Genomic DNA, 14,041 nt, shown 5'->3' with positions numbered 1-14,041 from the left:
GTTCATCCTCAGTGGTTTGCAGGTAATTGCGCAAGCCACTGTGGATGATCCGTAAGGATGTCAGGCGGTAACTATGTAATGCACCTCACAACCAGATCGGGGGCAGTCGTCTCGCCGAAACGTCAGGCGCTGCGCTGCCACAACGAGTAATACACGCGCCCGGATTTCTGCTCCCGGTGCAGGCGCCAGTTCTCCGGCAGGCCCAGGGTCGACGGCGCCGACTCGCTTTCGGTGTACACCCAAGCGTCTTCGGCCAGCCATTGGCGTTCTTCGAGCAACTTGCAAACGGCGGGCAGCAGGTTCTGGTTGAACGGCGGGTCGAGGAACACCAGGTCGTAGGCCGTCGCGGTCTGGGTTTCCAGGTAGCGCAGGGCATCGGCGGTCTGGACCTGGCCGTTGGTGCACCGCAATGTGCCCAGGTGCTCTTTCAGGCTGGACACCGCGATGCTGCTGGCGTCCAGCGCCTGACCCATGGCTGCGCCACGGGACAGGGCTTCGAGGAACAGCGCGCCACTGCCGGTGAACGGGTCGAGCACCTTGGCGCCCGGCACGTAAGGCGCGAGCCAGTTGAACAGGGTTTCACGCACGCGATCCGGCGTCGGGCGCAAGCCCGGGGCGTCGGGGAAGCTCAGCTTGCGGCTGCGCCATTCGCCGCCAATGATGCGCAGCTGGTTCACGCCGTTGTGGACGTTTTTGGCGGGTTTTTTTGGACTTGCCATTAATGCTCCGGAACCCCGAGCGGTTGCTCGGAAGGTTTGTCAGTAGGGGCCGGTAACGGCTTTTGCGGCACGGTCGGGCCAACGCTGACGATGACCATTTTGTCCGTGCCCAGGTGTTTGTTCATGGCGGCTTTGACCTGCTCGATGGTCAAGGCCTGGGACTGTTGCATGAAGTCTTCCAGGTGACTCAACGGCAGGTTGTAGAAGCCGATCGCGCCCAGTTGGCCGACGATATCGGCGTTGCTCGCGGTGGACAGCGGGAAACTGCCGGCCAGCTCGCGCTTGGCGTCGTCGAGCTCTTTTTCGGTCGGGCCGGTTTCAAGGTAGTCGGCCAGTACATCCTGCACCAGTTTCAGGGTGCCTTCGCTCATCTCGGCGCGGGTCTGCAGGTTGATCATGAACGGACCACGCGCCTGCATCGGCGTGAAGCCCGAATACACGCCGTAAGTCAGGCCACGCTTCTCGCGCACTTCGCTCATCAAGCGGGTGCCGAAGCCGCCGCCACCAAGAATCTGGTTGCCCATGGACAATGCCGCGTAGTCCGGGTCATCACGGTCGATGCCCAGTTGCGCGAGCATCAGGTTGGTCTGCTTGGACGGGAACTCGATATGGCCGACGCTGGCCTTGGGCTCGATCGGTTGCGCGATTTTCGGCAAGGCCGGGCCTTTGGGCAGGGCGCTGGACACCTGGGCGGCAATCGCTTCGGCTTGCGCGCGGGACAGGTCGCCGACCAGCGCGATCACCACGTTACCGGCCGCGTAGGCTTTCTCGTGAAAAGCACGCAGTTGGGCCACGGTGATCGCCGGGACGGTTTTCGCCGTGCCGTCGCTGGCGTGTGCGTACGGGTGATCACCGTACAAGCGGTTCATCAGTTCCAGGCTCGCCAGTTTGCCCGGGTTCTGTTTCTGGTATTCAAAACCGGCGAGCATCTGGTTCTTGATGCGGGCAAACGAGTCGGCGGGGAAGGTCGGTTTGCCGACGACTTCGGCGAACAGCTTCAGGGCCGACTCGCGCTTGTCCTTGTCACTGAGGCTGCGCAACGACGCGATGGCCATGTCCTTATAAGCGCCGTTGCCGAAATCGGCGCCCAGGCCTTCGAAGCCCTGGGCAATGGCACCGACGTCTTTGCCGGCCACGCCTTCGTTGAGCATGGCGTTGGTCAACACCGCCACACCCGGCGTATCGCCGTCCTGGCTACTGCCGGCGGCGAAGATCAGGCGCATATCGAACATCGGCAACTCATGGGCTTCGACGAACAGCACTTTCGCACCTTCGGCAGTGCTCCAGGTTTGTACGTCCAGCTTGCGGTGGTCCGGTGCCTTGCCGTTGAGCTCGGTCAGCGACTGCAGTTTCTGGCTGGCCTTGGCCTTGTCCAGGGCTTCGCTGGCATTGGTTTCGCCAGGGCGCGACAAATAGAACACGGTGGAGCCGATAACGGCGACGGCGACCAGGCCGATCAGGGCCAGGCGGGAGGGTTTACGCTCACTCATGAGTCGTCTCCAGAGGCAATACATGGGCGATGCTGAGACGTTCGCGGGTGAAATACAGCTTGGCGGCTTTCTGGATATCTTCCGGCGTGACGCTTTCCAGGTCGGCCAGTTCGGTGTCCATCAGTTTCCATGACAGGCCGACGGTTTCCAGTTGGCCGATGGCGGTGGCTTGACTGGTGATCGAGTCGCGCTCGAAGACCAGGCCGGCGATGACTTGTGCGCGTACGCGTTCCAGCTCTTCAGCGGTTGGCGCCGTGGTTTTAAGCTGGTCGAGCAGCTTCCACAATCCGGCTTGCGCCTGGGCGATGGTCTTGTGTTTCTGTGAGTTTGGCGATGCCGACAGGGTGAAGAGGCTGTCGCCTCGGGTGTAGGCGTCGTAACTCGACGAGCCGCCGGACACCAGTTCTTCTCCGCGCTCCAGTTGCGTCGGGATGCGTCCGCTGTAGCCGCCGTCGAGCAGTGCCGAGATCAGGCGCAGGGCATTGACCAGGCGCTTGTCTTCGGCGGTGGCGATGCTCGGCACGTTGAAGGCCAGCATCAGGCTAGGCAGTTGGGTCTGCACGTGCAGGGTGATCTGGCGCTCGCCCGGCTCGGCCAGTTCCAGCGGTTTTTTCGCCGCGGGCACTTCACGCTTGGCGATCGGGCCGAAGTAGCGTTGGGCCAGGGTTTTGACTTCGTCCGGGGTGACATCGCCAACCACCACAAGCGTGGCGTTGTTGGGCACGTACCAGGTTTCGTACCACTGGCGCAGTTCTTCGACTTTCATCCGTTCAAGGTCAGCCATCCAGCCGATGGTCGGCGTGTGGTAGCCGCTGGCCGGGTAGGCCATGGCCTTGAAGCGCTCGTAGGCCTTGGACATCGGCTTGTCGTCGGTGCGCAGGCGACGCTCTTCCTTGATGACCTCGATTTCCTTGGCAAACTCGTCGGGCGGCAGGCGCAGGCTGGCCATGCGGTCGGCTTCCAGCTCGAAGGCTACGCCCAGGCGATCCCGGGCCAGCACCTGGTAGTACGCGGTGAAGTCGTCGCTGGTGAATGCATTCTCTTCGGCACCGAGGTCGCGCAGGATCAGCGAGGCTTCGCCGGGGCCAACCTTCTCGCTACCCTTGAACATCATGTGTTCCAGAGCGTGGGACAGGCCGGTATTGCCCGGCGTCTCGTAGCTGGAACCGACCTTGTACCAGATCTGGGAAACCACAACAGGCGCACGATGGTCTTCTCGCACGACCACCTTCAGGCCATTATCGAGAGTGAATTCGTGGGTGGGTTGCGGGTCGGCGGCCAAGGCCGAGAGAGGCAGGCAAACTGTGCTGAGCAGCAGGCCTGCGGCGCGGCGGGCAAGAGCATTCATTCGTTTTTAAACCTTTGGGGCTGCCCGCTTGTTCTTAGCGTCAGCGGGCGAGAGGGTGCTAGGATACTGATCCGTTTTAGCGGCGGCCACGCCTATCAGGCCTTTATACTTGATCAGGTTGTATGGGTTTGCGACGGAAGGTGGATATTTATCAACCGAGTTCCGCTTTTTCGCCGATTTTGCTGCTTTAGTCCTATGAGAAATCGATTGCTTGAGGTGCCGTTGAGCACTTCAACAAAATGTTGCGCGTGAACAAGCTGGGTCAATCGCAGTCTGTTCTGCATCGAATATTTATTTGCCGGGGCGCCATTGGCGCGTCGCTACCGTGAGATAGCCGTCCTCCATGTTTGGTTCCAACGACGACAAGAAGACCCCAGCTGCGGCTGGCGAGAAAAAAAGCCTGTTCGGATGGCTGCGCAAAAAGCCGCAGGAACCCGTCGTCGAACAGCCACAAACCATTCCTGAACCAGCGCCGACGCCGGTCCCGGTAATAGAAGAAGCGCCTGCACCGGTTGCTCTGCCGATTGCCGAGCCAGTGCTGCAGACGCAGGACGAAGTCGTCGCCGAACCTGCCCGTGAAATCATCGAGCAACCGCTGACCACCGCTGCCGAGCCGTGGCTGACATTGCCCGTCGCGGAAGAGCCGGTGGCACTGGTCGAGAATGACCAGGCCCCCCACATGACACCGCCGATTCCGGCCCCGGCTGAGTTCGCGCCGGCCCCGGTTCATGCGCCTGTGATCGAGCCGGTGGTGGAGCCAGTCGTTGTGGCTGAGCCTGCACCTGCACCTGCACCGGTTGTAATCGAACCGGCAGCCCCGATTGTTGCAGCACCTGCTCCCGCCCCCGCTCCCGTCGAAACCCCGGTCCAGCCAGTGCGCACCGAAGAAACCAAAGCCGGTTTCTTCGCCCGCCTCAAGCAGGGCCTGTCCAAGACCAGCGCCAGTATCGGCGAAGGCATGGCCAGTCTGTTTCTGGGCAAGAAGGTCATCGATGACGAATTGCTGGAAGACCTCGAAACCCGCTTGCTGACCGCCGACGTCGGTGTCGAAGCCACTTCGGTGATCATCCAGCGCCTGACGCAGAAGGTCGCACGCAAAGAGCTGGCCGACGCCGATGCCCTGTACAAATCCCTGCAGGCTGAGCTGGCGGCCATGCTCAAGCCTGTAGAGCAACCGCTGAAAGTCACCTCGCAGAACAAGCCGTTCGTGATTCTGGTCGTTGGCGTCAACGGTGCCGGCAAGACCACCACCATCGGCAAGCTGGCGAAGAAACTGCAGCTGGAAGGCAAGAAAGTCATGCTCGCCGCCGGCGACACCTTCCGCGCCGCGGCGGTGGAGCAGTTGCAGGTCTGGGGCGAGCGCAACAAGATCCCGGTAATCGCGCAGCACACTGGCGCCGACTCGGCTTCGGTGATCTTCGACGCCGTGCAGGCCGCCAAGGCCCGTGGTATCGATGTGTTGATCGCCGACACCGCCGGCCGCCTGCACACCAAAGACAACCTGATGGAAGAGCTGAAAAAGGTTCGCCGGGTGATCGGCAAGCTCGACGCCGACGCACCTCACGAAGTGCTGTTGGTGCTTGATGCCGGCACCGGCCAGAACGCCATCAACCAGGCCAAGCAATTCAACCAGACCGTCGAGCTGACTGGCCTGGCGCTGACCAAGCTCGACGGCACCGCCAAGGGCGGGGTGATTTTCGCCCTGGCCAAGCAATTCGGCCTGCCGATCCGCTACATTGGCGTCGGCGAAGGCATCGACGATTTGCGTACCTTTGAAGCAGAACCCTTTGTCCAGGCATTGTTTGCCGAGCGGGAGCGTTCATGATTCGTTTCGAACAGGTCGGTAAGCGCTACCCGAACGGTCACGTCGGCTTGCATGAGCTGAGCTTTCGAGTTCGTCGTGGCGAGTTTCTGTTTGTCACAGGCCATTCCGGCGCCGGTAAATCCACGCTGTTGCGCCTGTTGCTGGCGATGGAGCGCCCGACCAGCGGCAAGCTGCTGCTCGCCGGGCAAGACCTGAGCACCATCAGCAACGCGCAGATTCCTTTCTTGCGCCGGCAGATCGGAGTGGTGTTCCAGAATCACCAGTTGCTGTTCGATCGCACGGTGTTCAACAACGTTGCGCTGCCATTGCAGATCCTGGGTCTGTCCAAGGCCGAGATTGCCAAGCGCGTGGACTCGGCGCTGGAGCGCGTGGCGCTGTCGGATAAAACCGATCTGTACCCGGGTGATCTATCCACCGGTCAGCAGCAGCGCGTCGGCATCGCCCGCGCTATCGTCCACCGTCCGGCCTTGCTGCTGGCGGACGAGCCGACCGGCAACCTCGACCCGCGTCTGGCCGCCGAGATCATGGGTGTGTTCGAAGACATCAATCGCCTGGGTACCAGCGTGCTGATCGCCAGTCACGACCTGGCCCTGATCGCCCGCATGCGCCATCGCATGCTGACGCTGCAACGCGGTCGATTGATCGGTGACGGGGAGGCGGCAGTATGAGTGCAACACGTAGCCCCAAGGTTTCCGAGCGCGTGGCCCCGAAGGCCGCCGATCCGCAGCCGCAAAAGAAAAAACGCGACGATGACGACGGGCCAGACTTCGCCACGTTGTTCCGTGCCTGGATCGAAAGCCATCGCGCCAGCCTGGTGGACAGCCTGCGCCGCCTGGGCAAGCAGCCCATCGGCAGTTTTTTCACCTGCATGGTGATGGCGGTGGCCCTGAGTTTGCCCATGGGGCTGTCACTTTTGCTAAGTAATGTCGAGCGTCTGGGCGGTTCCTGGCAGCGCGCGGCGCAGATTTCCCTGTATCTGGACCTTGAGGCCAAGCCGGCGGAAGGTGAATCGCTGCGCGATCAGATCAAGGGCATGCCTGGCGTCGCCGATGCCGAATATGTTGGCCGGGAGCAGGCGCTGGAAGAATTCCAGCAGCAGTCCGGTCTGGGCGAGGCGCTCAAGGAGTTGCCGGAGAACCCGCTGCCGGGCGTGGTACTGGTGACGCCGACCGAAGTCGACAAGCCGGCCCTTGAAGCATTAAGACAAAAACTATCCGAGCTGCCGAAGGTACAACAGGCGCAACTTGATTTAGTCTGGGTCGAGCGTCTGGCAGCCATCCTCAAGCTGGGTGATCGATTTGTCTTCGGTCTGACCGTGCTTCTGGTTTCTGCATTACTTTTGGTGATAGGCAATACCATTCGTCTTCATATTGAAAACCGCCGAACAGAGATAGAAGTGATTAAACTGGTCGGCGGCACTGACAGCTATGTACGCAGGCCCTTTCTATATATGGGCGCGCTGTATGGCTTTGGTGCGGGGGTTCTGTCCTGGGGTGTGCTCGCGTTCGGCCTTGACTGGCTGAATGACGCGGTGGTGGGGCTGGCCGGCTTGTACGGCAGTGATTTTGCGCTGGCTGGAGTGCCAGTTGCCGACGGTCTGTCTCTCTTGCTTGGCGCGGTGCTGTTGGGGTATATCGGTGCATGGATTGCAGTCGCACGCCACCTGAGGGAGCTTGCGCCTAAGTAGTATCATTTTGCTCGTATTGACCTTTCGGCGTTTTTGGGTTTTGGGAACTTGTCTTTCTGTTTCCGGTCAATTTTCGCAGTGCTGAACTGCACGAGTTTGTAAGTCGGAGGTTTTTTCGTATGACCAATTCTTTGCAACCTGCATATGCTCTGGTCCCGGGTGCGAACCTGGAGGCCTATGTGCACACCGTCAACAGCATTCCATTGCTGTCGCCGGAGCGGGAGCGTGAACTGGCCGAGAGTCTCTATTATGAGCAGGATTTGGGGGCGGCTCGGCAGATGGTGCTCGCCCACCTGCGTTTTGTCGTACATATCGCCCGTAGCTATTCCGGCTACGGCCTGGCTCAGGCTGACCTGATCCAGGAAGGCAACGTCGGCCTGATGAAGGCCGTGAAGCGCTTCAACCCGGAAATGGGCGTGCGCCTGGTGTCCTTTGCCGTGCACTGGATCAAGGCGGAAATCCACGAATTCATCCTGCGTAACTGGCGCATCGTGAAGGTTGCGACCACCAAGGCCCAGCGCAAGCTGTTCTTCAACCTGCGCAGCCAGAAGAAACGTCTGGCCTGGTTGAATAACGAGGAAGTCCACCGCGTGGCGGAAAGCCTCGGCGTTGAGCCTCGGGAAGTGCGCGAGATGGAAAGTCGCCTGACCGGCCATGACATGGCCTTCGACCCGGCTGCCGAAGCGGACGACGACAGTGCTTTCCAGTCGCCAGCCAATTATCTGGAAGACCACCGGTACGACCCGGCCCGTCAACTGGAAGACGCTGACTGGAGCGACAACTCCAACCACAACCTGCACGAAGCGCTGGAAGTGCTGGACGACCGCAGCCGTGACATCCTCTACCAGCGCTGGCTGGCGGAAGAAAAGGCCACGCTGCACGACCTGGCGCAGAAGTACAACGTGTCGGCCGAGCGTATTCGTCAGCTTGAGAAGAGCGCGATGAACAAACTCAAATTGTCGATCGCTGCTTAACTGACGACCTGGCAATAAAAAACGCCCCGATCATTGATCGGGGCGTTTTGTTTTCAGTATCAAAAGATCGCAGCCTTCGGCAGCTCCTACAGGGGTACGCGATCCTATGTAGGAGCTGCCGAAGGCTGCGATCTTTTGATTTTTTCAGTTACTGCGCCCAAGGCGCCCGGCGCGAATCATTGAGCCCCACCAGATAGCTGTCGCCACCGAGTTGGCTCATCTGTCGCCGAATCCAGCCTGCACGTCGCGCCACGTAAGCGGTCGGATGGCTCGCACTCCACACACGAGGATTGGGCAGTACCGCAGCCAACAAGCTCGATTGCTGACGGCTGAGGTTCTTGGCGCTCAAGCCAAAATGATGCCGGGCCGCCGCTTCAGCGCCAAACACACCGTCATCCCATTCGACGCTGTTGAGGTACACCTCAAGAATCCGCTGCTTGGGCCAGAGCACTTCGATCAGTCCGGTGAACCAGGCTTCCAGGCCTTTGCGCAGCCAGCTGCGGCCGGACCACAAGAACAGGTTTTTCGAGACTTGCTGGCTCAGGGTGCTGGCGCCACGGATCGAACCGCCGCGCTCGTTATGGGCAAACGCTGCCTGAATCGCGCCGATATCGAAGCCCCAGTGCTCCGGAAATTTCTGGTCTTCGCCGGCAATCACCGCGACTTTCAGGTCATCGGAGATCTCGTCCCAGGGTTTCCAGGTCCGTTGCAGGTCGATGGGTTCACCGTCAAACCAGGATTCGATCTTGCGCTCGACCATCAGCGCCGTTCCCGGTGGCGGCACCACGCGAAAGATCAGCACCAGCAATACGCTGCCACCCATGAACCAGAGCACGGCCTTGGAGAAATGACGGAAATAGATACGCAGCATAGAGATGGCTTGGCCGAACCCGTTGAGCGGGCCATTATACAGACCCTTTGGATCGAAACTGACTGGAGTTCTGCATGCTGCGTGGCTTTCTGATGCTGGCCGCTTTTTTCGGCTTCACCGGTGTCGGCCTCGGCGCCTTTGCCGCCCATGGCCTGAAGAGCCGCCTGAGTGCCGAGTACATGGCGATTTTCCACACAGGCGTCACCTATCAACTGGTGCATGCCCTGGCGTTGCTGGGTGTCGCATTCCTGGCCACGCAGATTCCCGGCCGCCTGATCACCTGGGCTGGCGCATCGTTTGCCATCGGTATCCTGCTGTTCTCCGGCAGTTTGTACGTGCTCACGCTGACGGGTGTCAGCAATCTTGGCATCATCACACCATTTGGCGGTCTTGCGTTTCTGGTGGGCTGGTTCTGCCTGGGGCTCGCCGCCTGGCGGTTGAGCTGACCCTGTAGGAGCTGCCGCAGGCTGCGATCTTTTGACTTTGATTTTTTCAAATCAAAAGATCGCAGCCTGCGGCAGCTCCTACGGGATCGAGTTTCAAGACGAATGGCTTGGGTCGGCCTGACTGATCGGGCTAGAATGCCAGCCCCTAAAAATGATGGCGGCATCCGGCATGCGCATTCAGTTGAACGGCGAATCCTTTGAACTGCCCGACGGTGAAACCGTTGCGGCCCTGCTGACCCGTCTGGACCTGACCGGACGCCGGGTGGCGGTCGAACTCAATCTGGATATCGTCCCGCGCAGTCAGCACGCAGACACCACGTTGAACGACGGCGACAACGTCGAAGTGGTGCACGCCATCGGCGGCGGCTAGTAGTCTCGGCCGGGTGGCCACAGAATTCTGCAAGAACCTCACCCCTACAGAGGATTTCCCATGAGCATCGTTCGTAGCGACAAGCCCTTCGTCCTGGCCGGTCGTACTTACCAGTCGCGTTTGCTGGTCGGTACCGGCAAGTACCGTGACATGGAAGAAACCCGCCAGGCCATCGAAGCCTCGGGTGCTGAAATCGTCACTTTCGCTGTGCGCCGCACCAACCTCGGGCAGATCGAGGGTGAGCCGAACCTGCTCGAAGTGCTGTCGCCGGATCGCTACACCTTCCTGCCGAACACCGCCGGTTGCTACGACGCCATCGAGGCCGTGCGCACTTGCCGCCTGGCCCGTGAGCTGCTCGACGGTCACAACCTGGTGAAGCTGGAAGTGCTGGCCGATCAGAAAACCCTGTTCCCCAACGTGATCGAAACCCTCAAGGCCGCCGAAACGCTGGTCAAGGAAGGCTTCGACGTGATGGTCTACACCAGTGATGACCCGATTATCGCCCGTCAATTGGCGGAAATCGGCTGCATCGCCGTCATGCCGCTCGCTGGTTTGATTGGTTCCGGTCTGGGGATCTGCAATCCGTACAACCTGCAGATCATCCTTGAAGAAGCCAAGATCCCGGTGCTGGTGGATGCCGGTGTCGGTACCGCGTCCGACGCCACTATTGCCATGGAGCTGGGGTGTGATGCGGTGCTGATGAACTCGGCCATTGCCCATGCCCAACAGCCGGTGATGATGGCTCAAGCCATGCAACACGCTATCGTCGCAGGCCGCCTGGCCTACCTCGCCGGCCGTATGCCGAAAAAACTCTATGCCAGCGCCTCTTCGCCGCTGGATGGTCTGATCAAGTAAGAGCCATTGATGACTGAATCGAACGACACGCCTATCCAGACGGAAGAAGGCGACGAGCGCCAACACCGCCGTATCAAGAGTTTCGTGATGCGTGCCGGGCGCATGACCGAAGGCCAGCAAAAGGGCTTGGAGCAGGGCACGGCGCTGTTCGTGCTGCCGCTGGCCGACGCGCCGGTGGATTTCGACCAGGTGTTCGGTCGCGCAGCAAAGCGCTCGCTGGAAATCGGTTTCGGCATGGGCCATTCGCTGCTGGAAATGGCAGCGGCTGCGCCGGATCAGGATTTCATCGGCGTCGAGGTTCACCGTCCGGGTGTCGGTGCGCTGCTCAATGGCGTGCTGACGCAAGGCTTGACCAACCTGCGGGTCTACGATTGCGATGCCATCGAAGTGCTCAACCGCTGCGTGGCGGACAACAGCCTTGATCGCCTGATGCTGTTTTTCCCGGACCCGTGGCACAAGAGCCGTCACCACAAGCGTCGTATCGTTCAGGCGTCCTTCGCTGAGCTGGTGCGCAGCAAGTTGAAGGTCGGCGGCATTCTGCACATGGCCACTGATTGGGAACCATACGCCGAATACATGCTGGAAGTGATGAGCGTGGCGCCGGGTTATCGCAACCTGGCCGAAGACGGCAAGTGTGTGCCGCGTCCGGCCGAACGGCCGATCACCAAGTTCGAACGCCGTGGCGAACGTCTTGGGCATGGCGTGTGGGATTTGAAGTTCGAGAAGCAGTCGTAGGAGCAGCCGGTCGACGCTCGATTGCTCGCGAAAAACTACAGAACAACGCGGGGCTTCAGATGCCCCGCGTTTTCGTTAACGATCATCGCGAGCAAGCTCGCTCCTACAGTGGTCTTGTGGGTATTTGAGATTAGCGGCGGTCGGCTACTACGCCAATCAACACCAACACCACCAGCAACACCGGCGCCAGGCTGTAGTTGTTGAACTGGCTCAAGCCGCGCACGACCCATGGCGTGGCGTAGATCAGCGCCGCGCCGCTGCCAATCATGCACAGCAGGGACATCAGCGGTACGCGCAAGGCGCCGGCGATGCTGCCCAGGCGCTGCTCGACCCAGCCTTTGAAATCCGCACCGAACAGCACCAGCAGGCAACCCACCAGGGCCAGGGCGATTTCCGAGAGGTTGCTGCGGCTCCAGCGAGACACGGTGGCAAGCAGGTCGAGTACCAAATCCATTCGTTTTCCCTTAAGGCTGAAATCAGCTCAGAAATTTCTGCAGCAAGTCGTTGAGGAAGAGTTGTCCGCGCGTCGTGGCTACCAGACGTGACGGTTCGACCTGCAACAGGCCGCTTTGTTCGGCTTCACGGCGGCCTTCAGCAAGGCTTTCCAGCGTCATGCCGGTGCGTTCCGGGTACAGCCGCGATTCGACGCCTTCAGTCAGGCGCAGCGCGTTCATCAGGAACTCGAACGGCATTTCATCATTGGTCAGCGCTTTCTCGCCAGCCTGGAAGCTTTTCGCCGGATTCAGGTAGTCCTTCGGCAGGCGGGTCTTCCAGGTGCGAATGATGCGCCCGTCCGGATGGCTGAGCTTGCCATGGGCGCCCGCGCCAATGCCGATGAAATCGCCAAAACTCCAGTAATTGAGGTTGTGGCGTGCCGGGCGATCGGGCAGGGCGTAGGCCGAGACTTCGTATTGCACGTAACCGTGTTCGGCCAGCAGCGCTTGCCCGGCTTCCTGAATGTCCCACAGCGTGTCGTCTTCCGGCAGCGTCGGCGGCTGATTCCAGAACACCGTGTTCGGTTCCAGGGTCAGTTGATACCACGACAGGTGCGTCGGTTTCAGAGCGATGGCTGTGCGCAGGTCGGCCAAGGCATCGTCCAGGGACTGATTCGGCAAGCCATGCATCAAGTCCAGGTTGAAGTTGTCGAACCCGGCCTGCCGCGCCATGCCGGCGGCGCGTACGGCTTCGTCACCGTTGTGAATCCGCCCAAGGGCTTCGAGCTTTTCTTGCTGAAAACTCTGGATGCCGATCGACAGGCGGTTGATGCCCAGTTTCCGGTACGCCACGAACTTGTCTTGCTCGAACGTCCCCGGATTGGCTTCCAGCGTGATTTCGATATCGCTGGCAAACGGGATGCGCTGTTCGACGCCTTTGAGCAAGCGACCCAGGGAATCAGCGCTGAACAGGCTTGGCGTGCCGCCACCAAAGAAAATCGAGCTCAGCTCACGACCATAAACGGCGTGCAGGTCCTGATCGAGATCGGCCAGCAATGCGTCGACGTACTCTTCTTCCGGCAGCACAGGGCTGGCAGTGTGGGAATTGAAGTCGCAATAAGGGCATTTGCGCACGCACCACGGGATGTGGATATACAGCGCCAGCGGCGGCAGCACAGGCAGGGCAGCCCGAGGCGATTGTGCGTCGCCGCCGAAGATCAGCGGCGACGCGGATGATTCACGGGTCATTTCAAGCCCAGACGCTGGCGCAGCAGTTCCATTGCACGGGCGCGGTGGCTGATCCGGTTCTTGTCGCTGGGCTTAAGTTCGGCACTGGAGCACTCGCGCTCCGGCACCCAAAATAGCGGGTCATAGCCAAAGCCGTGTTCGCCGCTGGCCTGGGTCAGGATTCGCCCGTGCCACAAACCTTCGCAGAGGATCGGCAGCGGATCATCGGCATGACGAACCAGTGCCAGCACGCAGACGAACTGCGCACCGCGTTCGGCTTCAGGCACATCTTTCAACACGTCGAGCAGTTTGGCGTTGTTCGCCGCATCGCCCTTGCCATCGGCATAACGCGCCGAGTAGATGCCTGGCGCGCCGCCCAGGAAATCCACCGCCAGCCCGGAATCGTCGGCCAGCGCCGGCAGGCCGGAAATGCGCGCGGCATTGCGGGCTTTCAGGATGGCGTTCTCGACGAACGACAGGCCGGTTTCTTCAGGCTCCACACTGCTGAACTCGCCGATCGAGCGCAGATGCACCGACTCGCCGAGCATGGCCTGGAGTTCCTTGAGTTTGCCGGCGTTATGGCTGGCCAATACGAGTTGCGTGAAGTTGATCATTGGCCGGGGAAGAGCTCTTGGTTGAAATTGATGGTGTTGATTTTGTCACCGGTCTGCACCTTGATGTCGAAGGTGCGGGTTTCCTGCTGCGGTACCGGGAATTGGGCGATGTAGTAGATCGCACCTTGTTCAGTGATCTGGCGGAACTTCAGGTCCACACTTTGGCTGGTCAGGTCTTTGACCGTACCGCTGACCTGTGCCATCTGCGGTTTGCCGTCCTTGAGCACCGCAATGTTGATCACACCCTGGTTCTTACTGCGGGTGAGTTCGGCGGACTTGGCTATGTCCGGGGTCAGGTAGGTGGAGTTGAAGGTGTTGTAGTGCACCGTCACGTCGCCAAAGGTTTCCTTGCGTTCGCCCTTGATGGCGTCGGCGGCCATGGCGGTGACGCTCAGGCAGGCAGTGAGTAGAAACAACGCTAGACGACCCATGATCGTTCTCCTTGA

General features: G+C 60.5%; 16 protein-coding genes. 8 read left to right on the top strand and 8 right to left on the bottom strand.

Annotation, left to right across the window (positions count from 1 at the left end; all coding sequences use genetic code 11):
- Positions 1-122: 122 nt before the first annotated feature.
- From rsmD to KW849_RS21880, 3 genes are read right to left on the bottom strand one after another with little or no spacing between them, the layout of a single operon-like run.
- Positions 123-719 (bottom strand): 16S rRNA (guanine(966)-N(2))-methyltransferase RsmD, encoded by a 597-nt coding sequence (rsmD, locus tag KW849_RS21890; protein WP_104450149.1) that lies wholly within the window; start codon positions 717-719, stop codon positions 123-125.
- Positions 719-2,209 (bottom strand): pitrilysin family protein, encoded by a 1,491-nt coding sequence (locus KW849_RS21885; RefSeq protein WP_218431227.1) that lies wholly within the window; start codon positions 2,207-2,209, stop codon positions 719-721. Before KW849_RS21885 ends, rsmD begins: the two co-directional genes overlap by 1 nt.
- Positions 2,202-3,557 carry a pitrilysin family protein gene (locus KW849_RS21880; protein ID WP_218431226.1) on the bottom strand — a complete coding sequence of 452 codons (1,356 nt, stop codon included), beginning with the start codon at positions 3,555-3,557 and terminating at the stop codon, positions 2,202-2,204. Before KW849_RS21880 ends, KW849_RS21885 begins: the two co-directional genes overlap by 8 nt.
- 343 nt (positions 3,558-3,900) lie before the next feature.
- Between KW849_RS21880 and ftsY the strand changes: the two genes are divergently transcribed.
- The 4 genes from ftsY (at position 3,901) to rpoH (ending at position 8,043) form a co-directional block, all read left to right on the top strand.
- Complete coding sequence (gene ftsY / locus KW849_RS21875; protein WP_218431225.1) at positions 3,901-5,382, top strand: signal recognition particle-docking protein FtsY; 1,482 nt, start codon at positions 3,901-3,903, stop codon at positions 5,380-5,382.
- Positions 5,379-6,050: a cell division ATP-binding protein FtsE gene (ftsE, locus tag KW849_RS21870; protein WP_007975383.1), complete on the top strand. Its 672-nt coding sequence runs from the start codon at positions 5,379-5,381 to the stop codon at positions 6,048-6,050. The genes ftsY and ftsE overlap by 4 nt, the downstream gene beginning before the upstream one ends.
- The gene (gene ftsX / locus KW849_RS21865) at positions 6,047-7,069 is read left to right on the top strand and encodes a permease-like cell division protein FtsX (RefSeq protein WP_218431224.1); all 1,023 of its coding nucleotides are present in this window, start codon (positions 6,047-6,049) and stop codon (positions 7,067-7,069) included. Before ftsE ends, ftsX begins: the two co-directional genes overlap by 4 nt.
- A gap of 119 nt (positions 7,070-7,188) precedes the next feature.
- Positions 7,189-8,043, top strand: coding sequence for an RNA polymerase sigma factor RpoH (gene rpoH, locus KW849_RS21860; RefSeq protein ID WP_108217063.1), 855 nt, complete (start codon positions 7,189-7,191; stop codon positions 8,041-8,043).
- Positions 8,044-8,191: 148 nt separating this feature from the next.
- Here the strand turns inward: rpoH and mtgA are convergent, their stop codons facing one another.
- Positions 8,192-8,914 carry a monofunctional biosynthetic peptidoglycan transglycosylase gene (gene mtgA / locus KW849_RS21855; protein WP_218431223.1) on the bottom strand — a complete coding sequence of 241 codons (723 nt, stop codon included), beginning with the start codon at positions 8,912-8,914 and terminating at the stop codon, positions 8,192-8,194.
- 74 nt (positions 8,915-8,988) lie between these two features.
- On the opposite strand from mtgA, the gene KW849_RS21850 reads away from it, so the two are divergent.
- The 4 genes from KW849_RS21850 (at position 8,989) to trmB (ending at position 11,320) form a co-directional block, all read left to right on the top strand.
- Complete coding sequence (locus KW849_RS21850; protein WP_218431222.1) at positions 8,989-9,360, top strand: DUF423 domain-containing protein; 372 nt, start codon at positions 8,989-8,991, stop codon at positions 9,358-9,360.
- A gap of 169 nt (positions 9,361-9,529) precedes the next feature.
- Positions 9,530-9,730, top strand: coding sequence for a sulfur carrier protein ThiS (thiS, locus tag KW849_RS21845; RefSeq protein WP_007953386.1), 201 nt, complete (start codon positions 9,530-9,532; stop codon positions 9,728-9,730).
- A gap of 60 nt (positions 9,731-9,790) precedes the next feature.
- Entirely contained in the window at positions 9,791-10,585 is a 795-nt protein-coding gene (locus KW849_RS21840) for a thiazole synthase (protein WP_007964131.1), read from the top strand.
- Between the two features lie 9 nt (positions 10,586-10,594).
- Positions 10,595-11,320, top strand: coding sequence for a tRNA (guanosine(46)-N7)-methyltransferase TrmB (gene trmB, locus KW849_RS21835; RefSeq protein ID WP_218431221.1), 726 nt, complete (start codon positions 10,595-10,597; stop codon positions 11,318-11,320).
- A gap of 130 nt (positions 11,321-11,450) precedes the next feature.
- Here trmB and KW849_RS21830 read toward each other — a convergent pair whose 3' ends face one another.
- From KW849_RS21830 to KW849_RS21815, 4 genes are read right to left on the bottom strand one after another with little or no spacing between them, the layout of a single operon-like run.
- Positions 11,451-11,774 (bottom strand): DUF3392 domain-containing protein, encoded by a 324-nt coding sequence (locus KW849_RS21830; RefSeq protein WP_007987827.1) that lies wholly within the window; start codon positions 11,772-11,774, stop codon positions 11,451-11,453.
- A gap of 22 nt (positions 11,775-11,796) precedes the next feature.
- Positions 11,797-13,002: a radical SAM family heme chaperone HemW gene (gene hemW / locus KW849_RS21825; protein ID WP_256357316.1), complete on the bottom strand. Its 1,206-nt coding sequence runs from the start codon at positions 13,000-13,002 to the stop codon at positions 11,797-11,799.
- Entirely contained in the window at positions 12,999-13,595 is a 597-nt protein-coding gene (gene rdgB / locus KW849_RS21820; RefSeq protein WP_218431220.1) for an RdgB/HAM1 family non-canonical purine NTP pyrophosphatase, read from the bottom strand. Before rdgB ends, hemW begins: the two co-directional genes overlap by 4 nt.
- A complete protein-coding gene (locus KW849_RS21815; RefSeq protein WP_108217056.1) occupies positions 13,592-14,026 on the bottom strand; it encodes a DUF4426 domain-containing protein in 435 nt (144 codons plus the stop codon). Before KW849_RS21815 ends, rdgB begins: the two co-directional genes overlap by 4 nt.
- Positions 14,027-14,041 lie beyond the last annotated feature (15 nt).

This window comes from Pseudomonas sp. PDM26, assembly GCF_019219185.1.
GTDB lineage: Bacteria > Pseudomonadota > Gammaproteobacteria > Pseudomonadales > Pseudomonadaceae > Aquipseudomonas.
Note: the sequence above shows the minus strand (reverse complement) of the source record. Positions and strands in the feature narration are given on the sequence as shown.

Bases quoted from the DNA above. Each gene is read 5' to 3' on its own strand.
- KW849_RS21815 (WP_108217056.1), bottom strand. From the start codon at position 14,026: ATGGGTCGTCTAGCGTTGTTTCTACTCACTGCCTGCCTGAGCGTCACC.
- thiS (WP_007953386.1), top strand. From the start codon at position 9,530: ATGCGCATTCAGTTGAACGGCGAATCCTTTGAACTGCCCGACGGTGAA.
- hemW (WP_256357316.1), bottom strand. From the start codon at position 13,002: ATGACCCGTGAATCATCCGCGTCGCCGCTGATCTTCGGCGGCGACGCA.
- KW849_RS21880 (WP_218431226.1), bottom strand. From the start codon at position 3,557: ATGAATGCTCTTGCCCGCCGCGCCGCAGGCCTGCTGCTCAGCACAGTT.
- ftsE (WP_007975383.1), top strand. From the start codon at position 5,379: ATGATTCGTTTCGAACAGGTCGGTAAGCGCTACCCGAACGGTCACGTC.
- mtgA (WP_218431223.1), bottom strand. From the start codon at position 8,914: ATGCTGCGTATCTATTTCCGTCATTTCTCCAAGGCCGTGCTCTGGTTC.
- KW849_RS21850 (WP_218431222.1), top strand. From the start codon at position 8,989: ATGCTGCGTGGCTTTCTGATGCTGGCCGCTTTTTTCGGCTTCACCGGT.
- trmB (WP_218431221.1), top strand. From the start codon at position 10,595: ATGACTGAATCGAACGACACGCCTATCCAGACGGAAGAAGGCGACGAG.
- ftsY (WP_218431225.1), top strand. From the start codon at position 3,901: ATGTTTGGTTCCAACGACGACAAGAAGACCCCAGCTGCGGCTGGCGAG.
- rsmD (WP_104450149.1), bottom strand. From the start codon at position 719: ATGGCAAGTCCAAAAAAACCCGCCAAAAACGTCCACAACGGCGTGAAC.
- KW849_RS21830 (WP_007987827.1), bottom strand. From the start codon at position 11,774: ATGGATTTGGTACTCGACCTGCTTGCCACCGTGTCTCGCTGGAGCCGC.
- ftsX (WP_218431224.1), top strand. From the start codon at position 6,047: ATGAGTGCAACACGTAGCCCCAAGGTTTCCGAGCGCGTGGCCCCGAAG.
- KW849_RS21885 (WP_218431227.1), bottom strand. From the start codon at position 2,209: ATGAGTGAGCGTAAACCCTCCCGCCTGGCCCTGATCGGCCTGGTCGCC.
- rdgB (WP_218431220.1), bottom strand. From the start codon at position 13,595: ATGATCAACTTCACGCAACTCGTATTGGCCAGCCATAACGCCGGCAAA.
- rpoH (WP_108217063.1), top strand. From the start codon at position 7,189: ATGACCAATTCTTTGCAACCTGCATATGCTCTGGTCCCGGGTGCGAAC.
- KW849_RS21840 (WP_007964131.1), top strand. From the start codon at position 9,791: ATGAGCATCGTTCGTAGCGACAAGCCCTTCGTCCTGGCCGGTCGTACT.